Origin of the sequence: Paenibacillus cymbidii (assembly GCF_004764705.1) — a bacterium.
Lineage (GTDB): Bacteria > Bacillota > Bacilli > Paenibacillales > NBRC-103111 > Paenibacillus_AN > Paenibacillus_AN cymbidii.
On sequence record NZ_SHLX01000047.1, the window covers coordinates 24100 to 46161 of the forward strand.

General features: G+C 60.0%; 20 protein-coding genes. 8 read left to right on the plus strand and 12 right to left on the minus strand.

The window, feature by feature from the left end:
- Positions 1 to 224: 224 nt before the first annotated feature.
- Both EXY20_RS36040 and EXY20_RS36045 read left to right on the plus strand, forming a co-directional pair.
- Positions 225 to 686, plus strand: a complete 462-nt coding sequence (locus EXY20_RS36040) for a MarR family winged helix-turn-helix transcriptional regulator (RefSeq protein ID WP_135557279.1) — start codon at positions 225 to 227, stop codon at positions 684 to 686.
- Positions 676 to 1560: a pirin family protein gene (locus EXY20_RS36045; protein ID WP_135557280.1), complete on the plus strand. Its 885-nt coding sequence runs from the start codon at positions 676 to 678 to the stop codon at positions 1558 to 1560. Before EXY20_RS36040 ends, EXY20_RS36045 begins: the two co-directional genes overlap by 11 nt.
- A 60-nt stretch (positions 1561 to 1620) precedes the next feature.
- Here EXY20_RS36045 and EXY20_RS36050 read toward each other — a convergent pair whose 3' ends face one another.
- Both EXY20_RS36050 and EXY20_RS36055 read right to left on the minus strand, forming a co-directional pair.
- Positions 1621 to 3474 (minus strand): diguanylate cyclase domain-containing protein, encoded by a 1854-nt coding sequence (locus EXY20_RS36050; RefSeq protein ID WP_167859765.1) that lies wholly within the window; start codon positions 3472 to 3474, stop codon positions 1621 to 1623.
- A gap of 25 nt (positions 3475 to 3499) precedes the next feature.
- Positions 3500 to 4747 (minus strand): nickel pincer cofactor-dependent isomerase, group 22, encoded by a 1248-nt coding sequence (locus EXY20_RS36055; RefSeq protein ID WP_135557282.1) that lies wholly within the window; start codon positions 4745 to 4747, stop codon positions 3500 to 3502.
- A 246-nt stretch (positions 4748 to 4993) separates the two neighbouring features.
- On the opposite strand from EXY20_RS36055, the gene EXY20_RS36060 reads away from it, so the two are divergent.
- Positions 4994 to 5437, plus strand: coding sequence for a MarR family winged helix-turn-helix transcriptional regulator (locus EXY20_RS36060; protein WP_135557283.1), 444 nt, complete (start codon positions 4994 to 4996; stop codon positions 5435 to 5437).
- 108 nt (positions 5438 to 5545) lie between these two features.
- A complete protein-coding gene (locus EXY20_RS36065; protein WP_235886365.1) occupies positions 5546 to 7438 on the plus strand; it encodes an LTA synthase family protein in 1893 nt (630 codons plus the stop codon).
- Positions 7439 to 7781: 343 nt separating this feature from the next.
- Here EXY20_RS36065 and EXY20_RS36070 read toward each other — a convergent pair whose 3' ends face one another.
- On the minus strand, positions 7782 to 8084 hold the full coding sequence (locus EXY20_RS36070; RefSeq protein WP_328592619.1) for a helix-hairpin-helix domain-containing protein: 303 nt from the start codon (positions 8082 to 8084) through the stop codon (positions 7782 to 7784).
- Between the two features lie 86 nt (positions 8085 to 8170).
- Between EXY20_RS36070 and EXY20_RS36075 the strand changes: the two genes are divergently transcribed.
- On the plus strand, positions 8171 to 8983 hold the full coding sequence (locus tag EXY20_RS36075) for a helix-turn-helix domain-containing protein (RefSeq protein WP_135557284.1): 813 nt from the start codon (positions 8171 to 8173) through the stop codon (positions 8981 to 8983).
- 252 nt (positions 8984 to 9235) lie between these two features.
- Here the strand turns inward: EXY20_RS36075 and EXY20_RS36080 are convergent, their stop codons facing one another.
- Positions 9236 to 9919, minus strand: a complete 684-nt coding sequence (locus EXY20_RS36080) for a glycosyltransferase (RefSeq protein ID WP_135557299.1) — start codon at positions 9917 to 9919, stop codon at positions 9236 to 9238.
- Between the two features lie 93 nt (positions 9920 to 10012).
- A complete protein-coding gene (locus EXY20_RS40550; protein WP_328592620.1) occupies positions 10013 to 10939 on the minus strand; it encodes a methyl-accepting chemotaxis protein in 927 nt (308 codons plus the stop codon).
- A gap of 192 nt (positions 10940 to 11131) precedes the next feature.
- On the opposite strand from EXY20_RS40550, the gene EXY20_RS36090 reads away from it, so the two are divergent.
- On the plus strand, positions 11132 to 12031 hold the full coding sequence (locus EXY20_RS36090) for a MerR family transcriptional regulator (protein WP_135557285.1): 900 nt from the start codon (positions 11132 to 11134) through the stop codon (positions 12029 to 12031).
- 81 nt (positions 12032 to 12112) lie between these two features.
- Here EXY20_RS36090 and EXY20_RS36095 read toward each other — a convergent pair whose 3' ends face one another.
- From EXY20_RS36095 to EXY20_RS36110, 4 genes are all read right to left on the minus strand, one after another.
- Positions 12113 to 12799, minus strand: a complete 687-nt coding sequence (locus tag EXY20_RS36095; protein ID WP_135557286.1) for a ChbG/HpnK family deacetylase — start codon at positions 12797 to 12799, stop codon at positions 12113 to 12115.
- A 688-nt stretch (positions 12800 to 13487) separates the two neighbouring features.
- The gene (locus EXY20_RS36100) at positions 13488 to 14927 is read right to left on the minus strand and encodes a DHA2 family efflux MFS transporter permease subunit (RefSeq protein ID WP_235886367.1); all 1440 of its coding nucleotides are present in this window, start codon (positions 14925 to 14927) and stop codon (positions 13488 to 13490) included.
- A 47-nt stretch (positions 14928 to 14974) separates the two neighbouring features.
- Entirely contained in the window at positions 14975 to 15418 is a 444-nt protein-coding gene (locus EXY20_RS36105; RefSeq protein ID WP_135557288.1) for a MarR family winged helix-turn-helix transcriptional regulator, read from the minus strand.
- Between the two features lie 283 nt (positions 15419 to 15701).
- Positions 15702 to 16787 (minus strand): branched-chain amino acid aminotransferase, encoded by a 1086-nt coding sequence (locus EXY20_RS36110; protein WP_235886368.1) that lies wholly within the window; start codon positions 16785 to 16787, stop codon positions 15702 to 15704.
- Between the two features lie 131 nt (positions 16788 to 16918).
- Here EXY20_RS36110 and EXY20_RS36115 point away from each other — a divergent pair, with 131 nt between their 5' ends.
- Positions 16919 to 17809 carry a LysR family transcriptional regulator gene (locus tag EXY20_RS36115; RefSeq protein WP_135557289.1) on the plus strand — a complete coding sequence of 297 codons (891 nt, stop codon included), beginning with the start codon at positions 16919 to 16921 and terminating at the stop codon, positions 17807 to 17809.
- A gap of 41 nt (positions 17810 to 17850) precedes the next feature.
- Here the strand turns inward: EXY20_RS36115 and EXY20_RS36120 are convergent, their stop codons facing one another.
- Positions 17851 to 19257 (minus strand): sensor histidine kinase, encoded by a 1407-nt coding sequence (locus tag EXY20_RS36120; protein WP_135557290.1) that lies wholly within the window; start codon positions 19255 to 19257, stop codon positions 17851 to 17853.
- The gene (locus EXY20_RS36125) at positions 19250 to 19924 is read right to left on the minus strand and encodes a response regulator transcription factor (protein WP_135557302.1); all 675 of its coding nucleotides are present in this window, start codon (positions 19922 to 19924) and stop codon (positions 19250 to 19252) included. The genes EXY20_RS36120 and EXY20_RS36125 overlap by 8 nt, the downstream gene beginning before the upstream one ends.
- A gap of 137 nt (positions 19925 to 20061) precedes the next feature.
- Between EXY20_RS36125 and EXY20_RS39610 the strand changes: the two genes are divergently transcribed.
- Positions 20062 to 20913, plus strand: coding sequence for a hypothetical protein (locus EXY20_RS39610; RefSeq protein WP_207671395.1), 852 nt, complete (start codon positions 20062 to 20064; stop codon positions 20911 to 20913).
- Positions 20914 to 21217: 304 nt separating this feature from the next.
- Here the strand turns inward: EXY20_RS39610 and EXY20_RS36135 are convergent, their stop codons facing one another.
- Positions 21218 to 21955 (minus strand): Bax inhibitor-1/YccA family protein, encoded by a 738-nt coding sequence (locus EXY20_RS36135; protein WP_135557303.1) that lies wholly within the window; start codon positions 21953 to 21955, stop codon positions 21218 to 21220.
- Between the last annotated feature and the right edge of the window lie 107 nt (positions 21956 to 22062).

The window sequence follows — 22062 nt, forward strand, 5'->3', positions numbered from 1 at the left end:
AGGCACGAAGACGCAGAGCGCCTCCGGCGACACTCCAGCGCATGTTTCATGCGTTATTCGCCCGGCGGGACGCCAGCGGCGGCACTCCATCGCATGCTCCATGCGCTATTCGCTCCGCAGGACGCTCACCACGGCGACCGGAAAGCTTGACATTTTGCCGCCGCTGTATTATCTTTAAATCAAGATATTTGATTTGAAGCTATAAAAGAAAAGGAGGTGCCAGCATGCCCCCTCACTCGAACGAAACCGAGAACGTTGCGCTCTCGCTGAAGCTGATGGTCGTGTTGTCCAAAGCGCAGAAGAGCGTGCTTGACAAAGCATCCAAAGACATCCGCCGCTACGGCATGTCTCCCACGGAGTTCGGCATTCTGGAGGTGCTGTACGCCAAAGGCCGCATTCCGCTGCAGCAGATCGGCGACAAGATGCTCATCACCAGCGGGACCATGACCTACAATATCGACAAGCTGGCCGGCAAAGGCTTGCTGAAACGCGTGCCATGCCAGGAAGACCGCCGCGTCATCTACGCCGAATTGACGGAAGAAGGACGCGCGCTGCTCGATCGTATTTTTCCGCAGCATGCCGAAGCGATGCATCGGCTGATGAGCGTACTGACGCCGGAACAACAACAAACGGCAATCGATTTGCTCAAAATTTTAGGCAAAGGGGTGCAGGAACATGACAACTGAATTTCGGCCCATCGAGGGCATGTACCGCGGCGCGCCGTTCCATATGGTGGGGGACGGGTTCCGGGTTTCGAACTATTTTCCGGGCGGGACGGATTTCGGGCAGCGCTTCAGCCCGTTCATCCTGCTCGACTACAACCCGCCGTTCGAGGTGGCGCCAAGCACAGAGCCGCGCGGCGTCGGCGCCCACCCGCACCGCGGCTTTGAGACGGTATCGATCGCGTACGAAGGCACGGTCGAGCATCATGACAATCACGGCAACCACGGCATCGTCGGCCCCGGCGACGTGCAATGGATGACCGCCGGATCGGGGCTGCTGCACAAGGAGTACCATGAGAAGGAATTTTCCCGCCGCGGCGGCACATTCCATTTCATCCAGCTGTGGGTCAACCTGCCGCGGGCGCACAAGATGCATCCGCCGCGGTACCAGGAGCTGCTGAAGAAGGACATGGGCTATGCCGAACTGCCGGATGGCGGCGGCACGGTGCGCGTCATCGCCGGCGACTACAACGGCGCGCGCGGCCCGGCGCAAACGTTCACGCCGATTCACCTGTTCGACATCGCGTTTCGCGCCGGCGGCAAGGCGCAGTTCACGCTGCCGGCCGCTTACCACACGGCGGCGCTCGTCCTTCGCGGCGAAGCGCGGATCAACGGCGGGGCGGCGGCGAAGGAAGGCGACTTCGTCCTGTTCGCGAACGAAGCCGGCGAAATCGCCATCGAAGGGCTAACCGACGAAACGCTCGTCATCGTGCTCAGCGGCGAACCGATCGACGAACCGGTCGTCCAGCACGGTCCGTTCGTCATGAACAGCCGCGAGGAAATCGTCCAGGCGTTTCAGGACTTCCAATCGGGCAAAATGGGCACCACCCGCTTCTGACAGCAAGGGACCGAATCGGTTTTGTTACCGTTCGGTCCCTTTTTTTGCCGGTGCGGCGCCTCAACCCGCCTCCGACGAAGATGCCTCGCCGCCGATGTCGGCGTAGAAGAACCAATTGCTTTTGCCCCGCAGCTTGGCTTCGTACATCGCCCGATCGGCCCGCTGCAGCAGCGCAAGTCCCCCGTCCCCGTCGCCCGGGCTGACGGCGATGCCGATGCTGGCCGACACGGCGACCCGCTGCCCGTCGATCCGCTCGATCCGGCGCGTGGCGGCTATCGTCTCCTGAGCGATCGCCGCAAGCTCCTGCCGCTCCGCCGGCGCATCGAGCACGACGACGAACTCGTCGCCCGCCCATCTGGCGCACAAGCCCCGGTCGCCGACGCACACCCGCAGCAGCTCCGCCACCTCCTGCAGCAGCCGGTCGCCGGTGTCGTGGCCGAGGGTGTCGTTCACTTTTTTGAACCCGTCCAAATCCATGAAAAATACCGCCAGCGGCTCCCCCGACGCTTGCGCCCGCGCAGTCGCCTGCTGCAGCCGCTCCCCGGCCAGCCGCCGGTTCGGCAAACCCGTCAGTTCGTCGTAATTCGCCTTTCGCTCCTCCTCCGTCCGGTCGCCGAACGCGAACAAATAGCCGTGCAGCTTGCCGTCCGCCTCGTCCACGATCGGGCTGGCGTAACAATCGAAGTGCCGTTCCCCTTCCGGCCCCGTCCCGACGGTTACCCGCTCGCGGAACGGCTTGTCGTCCCGCTGCGCCAAATAGGCGCCAATCCGCTCCGGCAGCCCGCCGTACGCGGCCTTCATGCCGCGGCAATAGGCGGCCAGCGACTCGCCGACGCGCAGCGGCTTGCCGAACAACGGCGCGAAGCGGCCGTTGACGAACAGCACGGTGCCGTCGCTGTCGCACCTCGCAATCGCCTCGCGGCTCGAGGCCATCATGCGCTCGATGATGTCGCGTTGTTCGGCGATTTTGCGCGCGGCGAGCCGGCTTTGTTCGAACAGGGTGCGATACTTCGCTTCGCTCTCCGTCACTTGCCCGTTCAGCGCCGCCAGGCTGCGGTACATGCGCGTGAATTCGTAAAGCATGCCGCTCAGCACGATTGCGGCGAACACGAACGTGTCCCACTTGGACACGTACCAGCCCAGGCTGAATCGCTGGCCGCCGCCGAACGCGAGCCCAACGTCCAGCATCGTCGCCAGCAGCGCCACACACAGCCATAACGACGGGACCGTTCTGCCGCCGGTGGCCCGGTAGTAGACGATGAGCGCCAGCAAGCTGAGCAGCAGCACCGGCAGGCCGAAGGCATACAGGAATACCGGCGTCACCCGGCCGAAATCCATTGCAAGCGGCAGCCGTCGCCAGTGGACGCACGCGATATACGCAAGCAAACAGACAAGCGCGGCGACGGCGAGAAACACCGCCCCCGCCAGCAGATGCGCCGGGCGCGCGCCGATCGGCCGACGCTTGCGGGAGAAGGCCTCCAGAATCACATGCAGCAAGATCGCCGCCGGAAATCCGGCATGCCAGAAAATATACACGTATTCCGCCGTCTGGGGACTGGCGTGAAACAAACCGTTGCGCGACACGATGCCGGGAAACGTCAGCAAGTACACCCCCGTCATCAGCGCGGAATACCAGTAGCCCGCGGCGACGGCGAGAATCGCCGGCGACCGCGCGACCCGATACTGGCTGTACAGCACGAAAACCGTCATCAACTCGAAGCAGATGACGGGCCCGAACAGAACCGCCTGATAGGCCGGCGAAGGCGGCAGCGGCAAGCGCACGAAAGGAGTGATAAGCAAGGAGGTAAGCGCCACGAACGCGGCGAAATAGAACGCCGCTCTGCGCTGAGCGGGTTCGGCCGGAAAGGAGAAGAGCGAATAAATCGTCGATTCGGCTGGTTGCCGGCTGTTCATCGGAGTGTCTTCCCCCATTTTATTTTCAGCTGCGCTTCCGCCCGCTGCCCGGATCGCATTGTATATCGGGATGCGCCATCGCTTCAGGCAGCATGTTTTCCGATATCCAGATTTCCTCCAGGTGAAGCGTATTGCGAATGCGCAAGACGCGAACCTTGTCCAGGTCGAAAGCGTTGCAAGTTTTGATCGCCGCCTTGATCGCAAGCTCCTCCGACTCCAGCACCATGGGCACTTTGATGACGCTGACTACGGTGCTGGTCAATGCGTTCGCATAACCTTTGTCCCAATCGATGGCTCCGAACGCCTTGCGGGTCGTCATATCCGCCATTCCGATTCCCGTCGCGTTGCCATGCGTTTTATCGGTCAGTCCGAGCACAACAATTCGTGAAATCTGCGGCCCTCCACTCGCGTACGGCGTGGCATACCGACCTGTAATGTTGGGATCCATGCCGTCGCCCGAAATATCTTTGCCGATCTCCTCGACGATCAGCACATCGATATCGTCGAACAGCAAGCGCGGCATGAGCCGTTTGGCTTCAAGCAGCAGCGCCGGCTCCATTTCCTCCAACTGTTCCGCCGGTACCGCCACGATCCTCGCCGGCCGATCGTAGGCGTTCTCGATCGACCCGAGGCCAAACACGATCGGCGCCGAGGCCAGAACAAGCTTCGCCATTTCCGGGACATGTTCGGCCATATATTTGAAGCTGAACGCGTGGGCGGCTTCGGCGCCTTTTTGTTTGCCGAGGCCGATGGTGATCATCTTCATCAGTCCGCTTTCGACAGGGCCGCGAAAGGCGGTATGCGGCTTGATGCGGTTGACGACTACAATCTTGTCCGCCTCGTACGCATGTTTGTCGATGTAGACCGGCAACCCGTTCGGCAGCCTGCCTAGCTCTATCACATCCATGCTCGAGCGGATTGGCGCCTCGATCGTATCCTCCGTTACCCCCAGTTGAGCCAGCACCTCTCGCTGTCCCTCTGCTGTCGCTCCGCCATGGCTGCCCATCGCGGGCACAATAAACGGATGGCCGCCCGCCGCTTTAATCGCCCGTACCGTCTCCCGCACCATAATCGCGATATCGGCGACGCCGCGGCTGCCGACGGCTACAGCCACACGGTCTCCGGACACAATCCGCTGCATGACGTTCGCGTCGCGCAGCGCAGCGCGGACTGCCTCCGGCACATCGTCAATTTCCGGCGCCTGAAAACACTGCCTTACTTTCACCATTCTCGGAATCGCGATCGGGTTCAGCAATTGTTCCATTATGGTCATCGACGGTCATCCTTTCCGTTATACGTGCGAACCGAGGCGGGGCCATGCACGGCCGCTCTCCTTTTCTGCGATACCTGTAGTTAGCTGCATCGTAGCACAAATAGGCAGCGATTTTATAGAGACTTCCGGAAGTTTTTTGAATTTCTCATCCAATACAAGTGGCTCGAAACGGACAAGCCCATCTTTTGTAAACCGCGTTTCATATGGTACCATGAAGTGGAAAATAGAAGAGGGAGGCGAAAGCGAATGGACACGGAAACGCTGGAGCTCGTCGAACTGGAGATCGCGCGTTTGGTGCGGCGCGTCGCATCGTTCTCCTTCGACAAGAACGGAGCCAGCCTGGACCGCTCCGCCTACTTGCTGCTGTACCGGATCACCAAGCGCGGCGCCGCCGGCGTCAAAACGCTGGCCGACGAGCTGAGGCTCGACATCTCCACCGTCAGCCGGCAGACGGCGGCGCTGGAGCAGAAGGGGCTCGTGGTGCGCAAGCCGGTCCCGCTCGACCGCCGCGCGTATGTACTGGAGATAACGCCGCTCGGCACAAGCGAGTTGGCCGCCTTCAAGCAGGTGCGGCTGCAAGCGATCGCGGGCATTATGCAGGATTGGTCCGAAGAGGAACGGGCGCAGTTCGGCACGCTGCTCGGCAAGTTCAACCGCAGCCTGAGCAAGCTGTCCGACAGTCGCGGTTGAGCCGGCAGCAGAACGCCTGTCTAGAAGCAGGCTCCAGTTAATTGAGGTTGTTCATCGCCACAGGTAGTTGTATAATGCAATCATTATACGAGAACCGGGGTGCTTTCTGTGAGGATCTTGAACCGCCGTTTTTTCTTCTTTACGGTCATCCTCCTGCTCAAGGGATATCTCGCCTGGAACGTCGTGTTCGACAACGTGTCGCTCGGCATGACGCTGCTGACGGAGATTCCTTGCATCTGGGGAGTCTTTTGTCTGATCGAGTGGTGGGCCAGCAAACGGAAGCTGCTCTACTACGTGATCGTCAATCTGCTGTTTACGCTGCTCTATTTCACGGTCCTGATGTATTACAAATATTACGGCATCATCGTCACTTATCACGCCCTGCATCAAGCCGATAAAGTAACGCAAGTAGGCAACAGCACCTATTCGCTGCTCGACCCTTACTATTTGCTCATCTTCCTCGACATTGTCGTGCTGGCTGCGCTGCTGTGGTGGCCGAAGAAACGCAAGGAGCTTCAAACGATTGGCATCCGGCCGATGAACCGGAGGCTGATTACCGGCCTGTTCGTCGTTTCGCTTGTGGTCAGCCTGTTCAACATTTGGCCGAACCGGGCCAACATGAACGAGAACAAACAAGCTTCGGAGATGGGCATCCTGAATTACGAGCTGTATACGCTGCTCTCCGATCCGATGGAGAAGGAGGAGCTCGTCGACAAAGCGAACATCACGCAAAGCGCCATCGACAAGCTGAAAGGCGTGTCGGAACAAGGCGAAGAGGCGGGCCAATGGGCAGCCGCCGAAGGCAAAAACGTCATCATCATCCAAATGGAATCGTTCCAGAACTTCCTGATCGGGCTGACCGTCGACGGCAAGGAAATCACGCCGAATATGAACCGGCTGGCGCAGGACGATTTTCACTTCGACCGGTTCTTTACGATGGTGGGGCAAGGCACAACGTCGGACGCCGAATACGTGGTCAATACGTCGATGTATGTGCCGAAGCACGCGGCGGCAACCGATCACTACGTCGACAAGGCGCTGCCGAGCTTGCCCAAGCTGATGCACGCGAACGGTTATCTGGCCGCTACGTTCCATACGAACAAGGTGGAGTTCTGGAACCGCATCGAGCTGTACCCGGCGCTGGGCTGGGATCGGTACTACGACGAACGTTTCTTCGGGGATGACGACCATGTCGCCTTCGGCTCGTCGGACGAAGTGCTGTACGCCAAAACGCTCGATGAGCTGCAGCGGCTGGATGAGCAGGAGCAGCCGTTCTACGCGCAGATCATTTCGATGAGCGCGCATCATCCGTACGACATTCCGAAGTCGAAGTACAAGATGACGCTGCCCGACCGGTTCGAAAACACGCTGGTAGGCGACTACATTCGCGCCCAGAATTACGCCGATTATGCGCTCGGAGCCTTCATCGACGGCCTGAAATCGAGCGGGCTGTGGGAAGACAGCGTCGTGCTGCTGTACGGCGATCACCAGGGCTTGCCGCTGTATTCGCTCAGCAAGGACGAAAAAACGCTGATGCAGGAAATGGTCGGCCACGAGTACGGGTACACGGACATGTTCAATATTCCGCTTATTATGCACGTGCCGGACGTCACTTATCCCGCCGTCATCCATACGACCGGAGGGCAGATCGACATTTTGCCTACCGTGGCGAATTTGACCGGCGTCAAGCTTGACGACCAGTTGCACTTCGGCCAGGACCTGCTGAACGCCGAATCCAACTTGCTGCCGATGCGCCATTTCCTGCCTACCGGCTCGGTCGTGACGGATACGGATATTTTCCTGACCGGCAAAGGATACGAGGACGGCACGAACTACTCGCTCTCCGGCGGCACGGTCGACCAGGCGCGCACTACCGAGGAGCAGTACAACCGCGCGCTGGAGCTGCTGCATTTGTCCGACAGCTACGTCGAGCAACTCCCGGACCGGCCGCAAACCGCAAGCCCCGGACCGAGCGCGACGGGGGCCGCGGCGCCGAAGTAGCTTCGTTAAGTCCACTGGGGGAAAAATAGCCCATGAAAAATGGCTTATTCGTGCCATTTCAGTCGCTCCAACGGAAATAGCCAGCGAAATCGCTGGCTATTTTGCTCAAACAGCACTCAAATGGCGGTTTGCTAACGAATAGCCAGTGTTTACACTGGCTATTCGTTGCGTCTTGCTACTTTGGAGGAAATAGGCCATTAAACATGGCCTATTTCTGTTGAAGCAGCTTGTCTGAACCGATCGGTTCGGTCGAGGCTGCGACCGTGGTACGGTTTGCGCAACGTGGCGGGGATCCGGCGGTGGACGGGGCGTCACGAAGACGTCAAGCCGCCCTGTCGCCGGCTTACATCGGCTGCTTGAACGCCAGGCCGATGTCAGCCAGCGCGGCGCGCAGCGAGCCCATCGCCTTCGGCCCCATGCCGTGCAGCTTCAGCACCTCGGCTTCGCTAACGGCGGCGAACTGCTCCAGCCATACATAACCGGCACCCGCCAGCGCCCTTCGCGCCGGATTGGACAGCCCTGCCGGCAGCGCCGTGCCCGCACTTGTGCCCGCTCCCACACTCGCACCTGCGCTACCGCCTGCTCCCGCACTCGCGCCTTTGCCTGCGCTTGTGTCCGCGCTTGCTCCCGTTTGTCGCTTGCTCATCGTCATCGCTCCTTTTTCCTTCCAGTATACCATTACTTTTTCGTTGACAGACGCCGCAGCGCTTCCAGGGAAAGGACGACTTTCGCATGAGCATGCAGGAGCTGGCTTCGGTCATTCCGCTTTTTGAACATATGGCTGCGTACCGGACGTCGCAGACGATCGCCGTTCCGGCCGGCAGCCACCGGCTGATCGTCGCGCTGAGCGGGCACGTGTCCGTCACCGGCAGCGACGGAGAGCCCGCACCGGTGGCGCAGGCGTTTGCCTGCGATCCGCTTCATGGGCCTTACCGCGTCCAGGTGCCGCGTACGCGGGAAGCATCTTACATCGTCCTGTCGTACCGCGTGTTCCCCGAAACAAGCGCCTGGAGCTTGTACGGACCGCTTCGCGCCTCAAGCGCCGTCAAAATCAAATACATGCTGGACGAGCTGGCCCTGTTCGCCCAGGCGCCGGGAAACGCCGAACCGGAGCACGAACGCGTCGTGCGGCAAGTGCGCAAACGGCTGCTGCTCGAGCGGGTGCTGTTCATCTACTTATACGAAACGGCCCGCGCCCGGGAGGTCCAGTCGTCTGCCGCCAACATGGAAGAATCGCTCGCCTACATCAACGAGCATTATATGTTGAAGCTGACCTTGCCGCAGCTTGCCGAACGCGCCGGCGTCAGTGTCGGGCATTACACTGTGCTGTTTAAGGCAATGACCGGCACGACCATGAGCCACTACTTGCGTCGGCTGCGCATCGACAAGGAGAAACAGATGTTCCGCCATTTCCGCCTGCCCGCCAAGGAAGTCGCCCAGCGCGTCGGTTATGCCGACTACTTTCATTTCAGCCGCGCCTTCAAGCTGGAGGCCGGCTGCTCGCCTACCGCCTTCCTGAGGACCGGCAGCGGCGAAATCGAATAATCCGACATGCCCAATCTGCAAAATGTTCATGGCCTAACTGCCCGTATGCCGCTACAATCAATTGAGAATAATTATTATTTTCAGGAGGAACGATCGATCATGCAACATCGTCTGCCCCGATTGCTCACACTGGCGCTTGCGCTCGTGATGGCGATCTCCCATTCTCGCTGATTAACCGACTGGCTTACATCTTGTCCACGCACAAAAAAACGAACCGGGACGGGAGTCCCGGTTCGTTTTTTGTCGGCCACCCTACGCAAACTTCTGCGGAAACTGCTTCACGATGCCTTCCGTCAGCGTATCCGCCAGCATCGCGAGGTGCGCCTGCCCTTTGTCGTAGGCGGCGACATCCCCCGCCCAATCTTTCTTCAACCGCGTGGTCAGCGCTTCCGTCACAAGCTCGAGATGCTTGTCGAACATGTCCTTCAGCTGCTGGTATGGCCAATTGTCGGGGTTCGCCGAGTGCAAAAACTTGACGATCTCGTCTCCATTGCGGTGCCATTCTTTGTCGAGCTTCTCGACTTCGGCTGTTTGGCCCGCTTTGGCGGCGGCGACGATTCGGCCGGCAATCAGGATGTGCTCCCGCAGCAGCCCGGCCAGCTTGTCGCCGGCGGCATCGCCGTAGTAGGGTTTGATCGCGTTGCCGATATCCTGCTGGTTCTGCAGCAGCCGGTTCAGCGTCGTCTGCTGGTCCTCCAGCCCCGCCAGCGCGCTGACGATATAGTTGCGCGTCCAGGTCACGTGATCGGACCACAGCCGCCGCATCGTATTGCCAAGCTGCACCGCTTTCGGGCTGATGCATACCGTCTTCTGGCCGCTCTGACCGTTCGGATGCCCTTGTGCCTCAACCGCGGGACTTGCCGTTGCCGTACCTGCCGCTCCCGCCTGCAAGGGAGTCGTCCCCACGGTCGCAAGCAAGGCGATCGCCAGAACCATATTTCTCACGCGCGCTCGTCCCCTTCGGACGGCTTCCAACCGTCCTTAGTTTGGAGCATTCATTTCCCTTTCATGCATGACGGGGCAGGCGTGCTAGATGCTTTCGTTCAACGTTTTCGCCTGACGGTCGAGCTGAAGCGCCGCTTCGCCGATGCCCGTAAATTCGTCGACGGCTTGCTGGGTCAAGCGCTGGCTGTCGGCGACGACCGCTTGCGTGCGCTTCGTACCGGTGGAAATATCGTTCACTTGCGCCGCCATGCCGGTCAAGTTGGCGTTGATCTCGCGCGTCGCCTCTTCGGCCTGGTTGGCCAGCTTGCGCACTTCGCTCGCCACCACATCGAAGCCGCGCCCGTATTCGCCCGCATGCGCCGCTTCGATGGCTGCGTTCAGGGCGAGCAGGTTCGTCTGCGACGCGATCTCGCGGATGATCCGAATCATGCCGCGCACCGATTCCGCTTTCGCTTCCAGCTGCCGCAGCACCTGCATGTTGTCGTTCGATTCCGTTACGACGCGTTCGATGGCCGCTGCCACCTCGTGGCTGCTGGCGATGCCCGCTTCCGCGCGCTTCAGCAAATCCGCCGCCATGGCCTGCAGCTCGTTCGTCATGCGCAGCGCCGCATCTTCCCTGGCCGTGATGTCGGTAGCCACCTTGAGCACCGCCTGAACGTTCCCGTCCGCGTCGAACACCGGCGTGTACGTCGCCTCCAACCACAGCTGACGGCCAGTCTTCGTGATGCGCGCAATCTTCTCCTGGAACGGGCGACCGCTGCGCAAGTCGTTCCATAACGCTTCATAAGCCGGGCTGTTCGCATAGTCGGGCAAACAGAACTGCCGGTGCGTCATGCCCGGCATTTCGGCGGCTTCGTAATCCATTGCTTGGGCAAAATTATGATTCGCCCACAGCACCTTGCCATGGACGTCGAATTCGATCATCGCAAGCGTCTGTTCCATGGCCGCAAGTACCGCCTGTTGTTCCAGCACCTGCGTGCTGGTCACGATGCCATTTTCTGCTGCAATCAAGTGAGGCCACCTCTGAAAAATCAATTTGATTGTATAATTTCCCTACTATCTCCGGTAAAAATTATACATAATCTATACAAAGGAAACAAGTATGTATTATTGCCGGTGCAACCAAGCTGCGCAAGAGTCGTGCCGGCTTGGCCCTTTCCATTTCCGTCCCTATCGGTATAATAAAGACCGAGGTGGAAGTGCATGTACACCATTCAAAGAGTGTCCCTGTTGCTGGGCATTCCTCCCGTAACCATTCGGGCATGGGAAACGAGATACCGGCTGATTACGCCTGTGCGGACCCGTGGCGGACACCGGTTGTACAGCGATCGGGACGTAGAGACGCTCCGTTGGGTAAAAACGCAAATCGGCGAGAAACGGATCAAAATTGGAGAGGCGGTCAGACAATGGAAGCAGCAATGGCCGGTTGGCTCCTGCCCCGCAACGAAAGCGGCGGAAGTGCCCGCGCCGGACTCGATCGAAGCTTATGTCGGGAGGCTGCATAACGATTTTATGGAACTGAATGCGCCGCAAGCGCATCGGACGATCGATCTGGCGCTCGCCAACCATCATTTTGAGGAAGTGTTTCACAGCATCCTGGTGACCGTCCTGAACCGGATCGGCGAGGGACAGGAGTGCGGGGCGGCTTCCGAGGTTCATGAGCATTTTGCGGCGGAGGTGGCCATGCAGCGGTTCAGCCATTACCTCCGGGTATTGCCCGTCTATCCGTATATGCCGAAAGCGCTGGCATTGTGTCCTCGCGGCGAGCATCGCCATCTGGGCTTGATGCTGTTCAGCTTGTTCCTGCGGGCAAGAGGCATGGATGTGATCTACCTCGGGCCCGACACGCCGCTTGACGACGCCATTCCCGTGCTGGGCCGCGCGAACGTAACCGTCGTTGCCGTTTCGGTGACCGACCCGGCGCTTGCCGCTCCGCTCGAAGCGTGGATCGGCGAATGCTTGCGCGACTATCCCCGGTTGAAATTTGCGCTGAGCGGCAGCGGTTTTCATTGCAACGCTTCCGGCCTGCTTGCCGCACATTTCGTCGGCGCCGGGCGCGCGGACTGGGAGCGCTGGTACGAAGCCAGCTTCCACCGCGATTGACGAGCCGCCGGCGCAAGAAGCCGGCAAAGGCTTAGTCCGACGATACAAACGAATAACAGGAAAACCTCCTGTTATTTCGCGTCAAAACGATTGATTTTCCATAATAACCGGAAAACCTCCCGTTACTTTTCGCCATTTACTCGAAAAGCGGCAGTTGGCGGCAAAATAACAGGAGGTTTTCCCGCTATTTCTCATTTTCCGGCGAAAAACGAAAAAATAACGGGAGGTTTTCCCGTTAAGCCTTCCGGGCCAGCGCATCCAGCGTATTGCGGCTCCCGGGTCGCCGTCCCGCTTAGCGGATCCGCCGCTGTTCGTCGCGTATGTCCTGCCAGGAGGCGAGCTGGATCCCTTCGGTATCGAGCAACTGGCGAACGTCCGCGTCGCGCAGCAGATCGTAACCCCCGCGATTTGCGCCTCCAGTTCGAAGCGAACTTCCTCCGGATCGGCGTCAAGCTCCGCCCGGGCAGCGTCCCGGTGGAAGCAGCCGTCCTCATCGGTCAAACCGGGCAGCGGATGCTGCCGGAACACGGGCCGCTCCGAACGCGTCGCCCCGCTGGTCAGCGTCAGATGAACGCCGACTCTTCCCAGCGACGCCGACCTCATGCGCGCCAGCGTTTCAGCCGCAGACGTACAAGGCATCATGGCCGACGCCGATGTGATCGATCCTTCCGCCATCAGCCGGAAGATAGCTTCGTTCGTTCCCGTCGTCCAACCCAAATCGTCGGCGTTGATGATGAGTTGCCGCTCCGATGCAGCTTGTCTTGCCATCGCAATCTCTCCTTCACTTCAGCTCGCCAGATGCGCCAACGAAAAAATAGCCAGCAAAATCGCTGCTATGCCCACTTGCGGCCTAAAAAGGGACGAATAAGCCACTTTTCACGTTACTACTCAGGTACTCTCCGGCCTCGAACGGCCAGAATTTACGGTACAATTAACGAACTTGGGCTCTCAATCCAGCAAATAATCCGTGATTTCACTGGATATATTTCACATGACCACTTAAAATCGACCGATAAGCCAGTTTTCGCGGCTGTTGATTAACGATAAGCAACTTCGTAGTAAGCTCCGACGAACCCCAAGGTAGACCGGATCGGTGCCTTGGAACATGTAACGGAACCTACAGCCCTTATTTGTTTCCTGGAGCCGCTTTTATCAAAGCTAACGGAATTCACAGCCGTTATTGGATGAAAAAACACCAAATGAGGCGAAATATGCGAAAATAAGAGCGCTGTGTTCCGTTTAGCTATCAAAATTGGGGAGCAATCGCCTAAATAAGAGCGGTGAGTTCCGTCCCTCGTTTAGCTCGAGCATTCAGCCATGGAACCAGCTCGTGAGAAGATCGAACGTTCACAATTGAGGTCACAAACTTTACAGGTTGCAAGAAAAAATCTCCCCTTAAAGAGGAGACCTAAGTAGTAACCTTTTCACGGCCTATTTTCGACCCAAAACAAGTTCCTTAAGCTTGCGCCGCCTGCTTGATCGGTTCGGCTTCCTCGGCCGGCTTCACCTTCTGCAGGAAAAAAGCGAGCGCGAGCGCCGCTACCGACAACCAGGTGGCGATGACGAAGGAATGGTTGATCCCGTAGATCGTCGCTTCCTGCACGGCGGCTCCCATCTTGACCTTGTCGTTCGGGTCGATATGGCCGGTGGCAATCAGCTCCTTGGTCTTCGCCGCCGCCTTGTTCGTCATGAACGTCACCAGCAGCGCCGTGCCGAGCGCTCCGGATACGTTCCGCAGCGTCTGCGACATCGCCGAACCGTGCGCGTTGAGCCGCCGCGGCAGTTGGTTCAGGCCTGCCGTCTGAATCGGCATCATCAGCATCGACATCCCGAACATCCGCAGCGTATAGATCAGCATCATATGATTGTAAGTCGTATCCGCCGTCAGCCTGCTGAGCTCATACGTCGTCGCCGTCGTGATCAGCAGACCGGCGACCGCCAGCCAGCGCGCGCCGATCTTGTCGAAGATCATCCCGGTTACCGGCGACATAATGCCCATCAGAATCGCGCCCGGCATCAGCAGCAAGCCCGATTCGAGCGGCGTGAAATGCCGAATGTTCTGCAGGTAGATCGGCAGCAGGATCATGCCCGAGAACATCGCCATCGTAATGATGGCGTTAATCAGCGACGTCAGCGAAAACATCGGGTACTTGAACACATGGAACTCCAGAAGCGGCACTTTCGTCGCCAGGGAACGCCAGATGAAGAGCAGCAGCGAAATGCCGCCGACGACCAGGCACCAAACGACGGCCTGCGCATCCCAGCCGGCGCTTCCCGCGTCGCTGAAGCCGTACAGCAACCCGCCGAAGCCGATCGTGGACAAAATAACGCCGAGCAAATCAAGCTTCGGATTCGACGTCTTGATGACGTTCTTCATCGATACGGCGCCAAAAATAACCGCAATGACAGCAAGAGGCAGCACGATGTAAAACAGCATTTGCCAGCTATGATGCTCCACAACCCATCCGGACATCGTCGGACCGACGGCCGGGGCGAAAATCATCGCGATCCCCATCATGCCCATCGCTTTGCCGCGCTCCGCAACAGGGAAAATGGTCAATGTCACGACCGTCATCAACGGCATCAAAATGCCGGCGCCGCAAGCCTGGATCAGGCGGCCGGTCAGCAGCAGCGCGAAGGTGTCGGACAAGGCGCAGAACAAGGTGCCGACCGCAAACAGGATCGAAGCGATCAGGAACAGCCGCCGGGTCGTAAACTTGCTGATGAGGTAGGCGCTGACCGGAACGAGCACGCCGTTGACGAGCATGTAGCCGTTGGACAGCCACTGGATCGTGTTCTCGTTGACGTTCAGGTCTTCCATCATTTTCGGCAGAGCGACGTTCAGCAGCGTCTGACTTAACAACGCAACGAACGCGGCCAGAATCAGAGCGGCCATGATCGGCCCTCTCCGTAAGGTGTTGGATGCTATGCCTGTCATGGTAGTCAAACGTCCTCTCTGACTTTTCTAAGAATGCGCAGCACCTGAAGCTGGATCCGTTCCAGCTCCAGCAAATCTTCCGGGGAAATTTCCAGCAAGCCGGACAGCATCCTCATCCGGGTGGCATCGGAATCGTGCCACAGCCGTTTCCCCTTCTCCGTCAAGGTAAGCGTCATCGCCCGACGGTCCGTTTCCGTCCGTTCGCGCGTCACCAGCTCCGCCCTTACCATCCGGTCGATAATGCCGCTGGTCGTGCTGTTGCCGAGATTCAAATTTTCCGCCAGCCTGGTCAGGCTGCACGACGGATACTCATTCAGCAGCCGCAGCACGATCAGCTGCAGCGGGGTAATGCCGTGCTGGCGCGCGGCTTTGGACATGACCTGAAAAAAGGCCTGGTTGATTTCCCGATACGTCTGGAATATATGCACCACACGTTGTTGTTCGTTCACAAGACTCCCTCCGCCATATATTTCGCATACGAACTTTCGCATACGAAGTATTATGTAACCGCTCGGTGGAATTGTCAAACCGATCTGAATGGCAGAAAAGAATAAAAAAAAAGCGGTCGCCAAACCAGCAGGCTCGCAACCGCCGTTTGATCCCGATTGCGCCGGTTTGCGCGCGTTTAGTATCGGCAATGCGCAGAAAGGCCATTCCATCCGCCGCAAAAGGAACCGCCCCGGCAGCCGATGTTGCTCGGCCCCGGGGCGGGTTCGTTCTCCAAATCCTATGCTATTCGCGCAGCGTCCATGTCCAGCCGAACGGATCGGGCGCAAGCCCGCGCTGAATGCCGGTCAGCGCCTCATACAGCTTGCCCGCCAGCGGACCGGTGAGCCCGTCGCCGACGGCGATCCGATCGCCCTGCCAGCACAGCTCGCCGATCGGCGAAACGACCGCCGCCGTGCCCGTACCGAACGCTTCGCGCAAGGCGCCGCTGCGGCACGCTTCGCTGACTTCGTCAATCGACAGCAGCCGCTCCTCGACCGGCACGTCCCAATGGCGCAGCATCCGGATCACGCTGTCGCGCGTAATGCCGGCCAGGAAGCTGCCGGTCAACGCCGGCGTCACCACCGTATCCCCGATGCGGAAAAACACGTTCATGCTGCCCACTTCTTCCACGTACTTCCGATGCACGCCGTCCAGCCACAGCACCTGCGCATAACCGCCGCGCGCCGCTTCCTCCTGCGCCTTGAGCCCTGCGGCGTAGTTGCCTGCGGTCTTCGCTTCCCCTACCCCGCCGGCGACGGCGCGCACGTAATCAGCTTCGACATGGATGCTGACGGGGCCGTGGCCCGCGGCGTAATATGCGCCGACCGGCGACAAAATCACCATAAACCGGTACGCGCGCGACGGCGTCACGCCAAGCGCCGGTTCGGTGGCGATGATGAACGGCCGGATATACATCGAGGTGCCGGCCGCTTCGGGAATCCACTCCTCGTCGACGAGCAGCAGCTGCCGGATCGCTTCCAGCGCCAGTCGTTCGTCGATCGGCGGGATGCTGAGCCGGGCGCTTGAGCGGTTTAACCGCTCCAGATGGCTGTTCGGCCGGAAAATCAGGACCCGCCCGTCCTCCGTCCGATACGCCTTCATCCCTTCGAACACAGTTTGCCCGTAATGGAACACTTTGGCCGCCGGGTCGAGCTGGATCGGCTGGTAAGGCACAATGCGCGGATCGTGCCAGCCCCGCCCCTCTTCGTAATCGATCATGACCATATGATCGGTGTAATACTTGCCGAAGCCGAGCTGGTCCGCCGCCGGTTTCGTTTTCTTTGTACGTGTTCTCTCCACTGCGATTGCAACCGTTTCCGCCTTCATCATCGGGCAGTCCACACTCCTCTGTCGGATTCCTTCCGTTAATTGCAGAATATCAATTCTTTCGCTATATTGAAAATATCTGTTTGGTTCGTATGACATACTTTTTCGGTATGGATGGGAAGGAGGTACCAAAAGTGGACTTGCGACAGCTTCGCTACTTTTTGATGGTGGCAAACGAAGGGCAGGTAACCAGCGCGGCGAAGCGGCTCAATATGGAGCAGCCGCCGCTCAGTCGGCAGCTGAAGCTGATGGAGGATGAGCTCGGCGTCGCGCTGTTCGACCGCAGCGGCAGGCGGTTCGAGCTGACGCGCGCAGGGGAATTGCTGAGGCATCGGGCCGAGCTGCTGCTGAAACAGTTCCAGGAAACGATGCAGGAGGTGAAAGAGCTTGACGACGGGCTTCGCGGAACGCTCGCCATCGGCGCCGTCGTGTCCTGCATTTCGCTGCTGCCGCGGCAAATCGACGCCTTCCGGCAAACTTATCCGAATGTGACGTTCAAAATTCTCGAAGGCGACCACTATTTGCTGGGCGAATGGATGAAGCGCCGGATGGTCGAGTTGGCCGTTGCCCGGCTTCCTTTCGAGGTTTCCGCCGATTCCGGGCCTTATACAGTGCTTCAGCTGCCGCCCGACCCATTCGTCGCCGTACTGCCCGCCGCGTGGCAGCCCGACCCGGCGCAGCCCGCCATCGACATGAGCGAGTTGGCCCGCTTTCCCTGGCTTACGCTCAAGACCGATCGCACAAAAGGCATGCACGAACGCATTTTGCAAGAGTTTCATGACAAAGGACTGGAGCCGCACATCATCTGCGAGTGCTCCAGCGTGGCGGTCATCATCTCGCTCGTGGCGACGGGCATCGGCGCCACCCTGCTGCCGAAATCGGTGATGGCTTCCTTCGAGGTGGCGAATATTGCCGTCCTGGACGTTGCCAATGCCGATCTGCGCTCGGAAGTCGGCGTCGTCTGGAAGAGCAATCGCTACTTGTCCAAAAGCGCGCGCCGGTTCATTGAAATGTTCCGCGAGTAGCCTCGGCTGGCTGTGCGGCGAAAGCGAGGCAGGCGCCGCAATCAGACGGGCAGGCGCACCGTAAACGTACTGCCTTCGCCTTCCTTGCTTGCCACCCGAATCGTGCCGCGGCCGGCTTCGACGATGTTGCGGGCGATGGCCAGACCGATGCCGTGGCCGCCGCCGCTCTGGCGCGTTCTTGCCTTGTCCTGGCGGTAGAACCGGTCGAAGATGCGGGGCAACGCTTCGGGCGAAATGCCGATGCCGTTGTCCTGCACCTCGATCGTCAGCACATGGCCGCCCTTCTCCTCCGCATGGGCCAATCGGACTTGCACGGCGCCGCGCTCCGGCGTGTATTTGATCGCGTTGTCGACCAGCAGCACAAGCAGCTGCGTCAGTTTCTCCGCGTCCCATGCCACAACGAGCGACTCCGGCGCATGCAGCGATAATTCGATCGCCTTCTCCCGCGCCAGCGGCCGCAGCTTCGAGACGACCGCCGCCGCCGTTTGCGACGCGTCGAATCTGGCCCGGCTCGGCGCGAAGCCGTCCGCATCCGTGCGGGCCAGATGCAGCAGCTCGCCGGTCAGCTTCGTCATCGCGCCGACCTCGTCCTTCATCCCCCGCAGCACGTTCCGCGAAAATTCGCTGCCGCCCTCCTCCGTTTCCAGCTCCAGCGCCTCGATCGACGTCAGCAGCACGCTCATCGGCGTGCGCAGCTCGTGCGACGCGTCGGCGACGAACTCGCGCTGCCGCGCGTAGGCGCCGGCGATCGGCACGAGCGCTTTGCGCGCCATGTAGTGGCTGAGCCACAACGCCAGCGCAAAGAACAGCAGCGCCATGCCGACGAGCAGCACGAGCAGGTAACGGAACAAGTCGTGCTGGAAGGTCACTTCCTTGCCGACGTACAGCGTGGCGATGCGTTCGCCCTTCCACGTCAGCTCCCGCTCCGCGATCAGGAATCGCCCGGTGCCGCTCTTCTGCGGCCGGCCCGTCGGCTCCGAAGACGGGCGGTCGTACGTTTGCAGCGCCGCCAGCTCCATCCGTTTCGGCCCGAAGCGGCTTTCCGCGGCCAGCGCCGTCACTTGCGCCCGCAGCTCCGGCTGCGTTTCGCCCGCCAGCTGCATTTCGCCGTCGCTGCGGATCAAGTAATAGAACGACTGATCCGTGCTGAGCGAAAATCCGTCCTCTACATCGCGCGGCGGCCGCCGAGTCGGGTTGTCGTCACTGTCGGCCCATTGCTGCAGCAGCCGGATTTCCGAGTCGGCCACCTCCGCCAGCCGGGCCCGCTGGTCGTTCCAAATAAACCCGTACAGCAGCGTGTACACGGCGATCACGAACACGGTGAGAAACACGATCAACACGCCGCTGTACTGCAGGGTCAGCTTGCCTCTCGTCCGGTCGAACAAGTTGCTCCCGACGCCGCCGGCCCGCTTCAGCCAACCTCCCGCGCTGGGCACGAAGTTACGCATCGATCTTGTACCCGACGCCCCGCACGCTCTGGATCAGCTCCCGCGATTCGAACGATTCCAGCTTCTTGCGGATCAATTTGACAATCGCGTCGATCGTCTTCAGGTTGACGTCGGCGTCCAGCCCCCAGACCCGGTCCAGAATCGTCTCGCGCGTCAGCGTGCGCCCCTTGTTCTGCATCAGCAGGTCGAGAATTTGGAACTCGCGCGGCGACAGCTGGATCGGCCGGCCGCCTTGCCGGACGATCTGGTTCGTCCGCTGCAGCTCGAGATTGCCGGCGCGGGCAACGTCGTCCTGCAGCGGGACGAAGCTGCGGCGCGACAGCGCCCGCAACCGCGCGAGCAGCTCGTCCATCTCGAACGGCTTGACCAGGTAGTCGTCGGCGCCGGCATCCAGCCCCTCGATGCGGTCGTGCAGCGCATCCTTGGCCGTCAGCATCAGAATCGCGCCGAGGTAGCCTGCCTTTCGCAGCCGGGCGCACGTTTCGCGGCCGTCGCCGCCCGGCATCATCCAGTCGAGAATGACGACGTCGTAGCTCGACGCCGTCGCGTAGTCGAACGCGTCGCCTCCGGTCGTCACCCAGTCGACGGTACCGCCCGTTTTTTTGCGCAGCAGGTGGGCGGTCAGCTCGCCCAATTTCCTGTCGTCTTCCGCCAGCAGCAGCTTCATCGGCATGCGCCCGTCCTCCAGAAACTTTTACCACCAGTATAGTCGATTGTTCGCAAGCTTTCACCGAATTTTCACCGTACGCGGATAAGATGGGATCAAGAAACAACCACTCCTCCACCGCGAAAGGAAGATGACCGATGAATATGAACAAACGTTTCCGCAAGCTTACGCTCGTTGCCGCTCTCGCCGCCACTGCCGCTGTTGCCGCTGTTGGCGCCGCTTATGCCGCGCCTTCCCTTTCGCCTTCGCCGCAACCGTCGGCGGCCGCATCCGGCGCTCCCGACGCGGCGCAGAAGCCGGCCCCGCCCGCTCGCCAGCAGGACGGCGCGAACAAGCCGAAGCCGCAGGACGACGGCCGCAAAGGGCCGGCCTGCGCGAACAACGACGGCGCGGCCCAGCCGGCAGCGGGAAAGCAGCCGCCCGCTCCGGCAGGCGGCAACGGCGGACCCGGCGGGCCCGGCAACCGCGGCGCCGGCATCGACAGTGTCACCGAGCAGGACGGCGTGACCGTCACGATCTCCGGCGGTTTCGACACCGAGTCGCAGGACCACGGCCGCCCGGTTGTGCTCATCGCCGCCGCGCTCGGCGTGCCGACGGAGGTATTCCGCGAAGCGTTCAGCGGCGTGCATCCGGCCGGCCTGGACAGCGGCGGGCCGACCGAAGCGGAAGCGCGCACGAACAAGGCCGCATTGCTTAAGGTGCTGGCGCCGTACGGCATCACGAACGACCGGCTGGACGAAGTGTCGAACTACTACCGGTATAACGGCAACCAGCAGGCGACGTGGAAAAAGACGCTCGCCACCGCCGTACCTGTTATCGAGAACGGCGTCGTCACCGGCATCACGATCACGAACCCGGGAGCGGGATACTCGTCGGCGCCAACCGTAACGGTCAAAGGGCCGCAAGGCACCACAACCGCCACAGCGACGGTGAAGTACACGTCCGACTTCGCCACCAACGGAAGCATCGCCTCGATTACGCTCAACTAAGCGATTCGGGCACTCTCGCTTCGGCCAGAGGGTGTTTCTAAATAGGCCATGTTTCAGGGCCTATTTAGACTAAAATGGCCGACAGCTTGAAAATAGCCAGCGAAATCGCTGGCTATTTGGCTGAAAACCGCCATTTGAAGGCCGTTCGGACGAAATAACCCGTGTTTTCATTGGCTATTTCCGACGCCATGGGCAAAAAGCAATGAATAAGCCATGTTTTACTGGCTATTTGTCGGGCACAACCCCGCGCACCAAAAGCCCCTCGCCGTTTACCCGGCGGGGGCTCTTTTCCATACAACCGAACTTACCGGCTCCGCAGCTTGGACAACAGCCGCAGCAGCTCGATGTACAACCATACGAGCGTCACCATCAACCCGAACGCGCCGTACCATTCCATATATTTCGGAGCGCCTTGCTTCGCGCCGGACTCGATGAAGTCGAAATCGAGCACCAGATTCAGCGCCGCCACGACGACAATGACCAGCGAAATGCCGATGCCAAGCAGGCTATTGTCGTGCAAATACGGAATCGTAACGCCGAACATCCCCAATACGAAGCTGAGCAAATACATGATCGCGATGCCGCCCGTCGCCGCAAATATTCCGAGCCGGAAATTTCGCGTCGCCTGAATCAGGCGGAGCTTGTAGGCAAGCAGCAGCGCAAGGAATACGCCGATCGTCAGCAACGAAGCTTGCAAGGTAATGCCGTTGTAAAGCGATTGGTAATTCGCCGACAACGCGCCGAGGAACAAACCTTCGAACAAGGCGTACACCGGCACGAGGAACGGCGCCGCCGTCGGGCGGAAGCTGATGATCAGCGCCAGAACGAAGCCGACGATCGCCCCGGTTATCGCATAAGACGCAACATTGCGGTCCTCGAAGTACATCGACCAGGTCGAGAACGCCCCGCCCAGCAAAATCGCCAGCGTGATAAACGCCTTGTTCACCGTGCCATTAATCGTCATCGCATCTTGCCCGGATTGTTGTCCGGTACGTTCAAATGTCCGCTCGTTCAATGTTGGATTGCCGCTGCGCCCGATCAAACCGATCACCCCATCTGTCATTTTACCTATATCCTACCATATAGAGTCGGTTCTCCATAGGAAAATTATTCGGCAAAAGCACCTGTCGACGCCGGCTTTTGACGATT

Bases quoted from the DNA above. Each gene is read 5' to 3' on its own strand.
- EXY20_RS36040 (WP_135557279.1), top strand. From the start codon at position 225: ATGCCCCCTCACTCGAACGAAACCGAGAACGTTGCGCTCTCGCTGAAG.
- EXY20_RS36045 (WP_135557280.1), top strand. From the start codon at position 676: ATGACAACTGAATTTCGGCCCATCGAGGGCATGTACCGCGGCGCGCCG.
- EXY20_RS36050 (WP_167859765.1), bottom strand. From the start codon at position 3,474: ATGAACAGCCGGCAACCAGCCGAATCGACGATTTATTCGCTCTTCTCC.
- EXY20_RS36055 (WP_135557282.1), bottom strand. From the start codon at position 4,747: ATGACCATAATGGAACAATTGCTGAACCCGATCGCGATTCCGAGAATG.
- EXY20_RS36060 (WP_135557283.1), top strand. From the start codon at position 4,994: ATGGACACGGAAACGCTGGAGCTCGTCGAACTGGAGATCGCGCGTTTG.
- EXY20_RS36070 (WP_328592619.1), bottom strand. From the start codon at position 8,084: ATGAGCAAGCGACAAACGGGAGCAAGCGCGGACACAAGCGCAGGCAAA.
- EXY20_RS36075 (WP_135557284.1), top strand. From the start codon at position 8,171: ATGAGCATGCAGGAGCTGGCTTCGGTCATTCCGCTTTTTGAACATATG.
- EXY20_RS36080 (WP_135557299.1), bottom strand. From the start codon at position 9,919: ATGGTTCTGGCGATCGCCTTGCTTGCGACCGTGGGGACGACTCCCTTG.
- EXY20_RS36090 (WP_135557285.1), top strand. From the start codon at position 11,132: ATGTACACCATTCAAAGAGTGTCCCTGTTGCTGGGCATTCCTCCCGTA.
- EXY20_RS36095 (WP_135557286.1), bottom strand. From the start codon at position 12,799: ATGGCAAGACAAGCTGCATCGGAGCGGCAACTCATCATCAACGCCGAC.
- EXY20_RS36100 (WP_235886367.1), bottom strand. From the start codon at position 14,927: ATGGCCGCTCTGATTCTGGCCGCGTTCGTTGCGTTGTTAAGTCAGACG.
- EXY20_RS36110 (WP_235886368.1), bottom strand. From the start codon at position 16,787: ATGATGAAGGCGGAAACGGTTGCAATCGCAGTGGAGAGAACACGTACA.
- EXY20_RS36120 (WP_135557290.1), bottom strand. From the start codon at position 19,257: ATGCGTAACTTCGTGCCCAGCGCGGGAGGTTGGCTGAAGCGGGCCGGC.
- EXY20_RS36125 (WP_135557302.1), bottom strand. From the start codon at position 19,924: ATGAAGCTGCTGCTGGCGGAAGACGACAGGAAATTGGGCGAGCTGACC.
- EXY20_RS39610 (WP_207671395.1), top strand. From the start codon at position 20,062: ATGAATATGAACAAACGTTTCCGCAAGCTTACGCTCGTTGCCGCTCTC.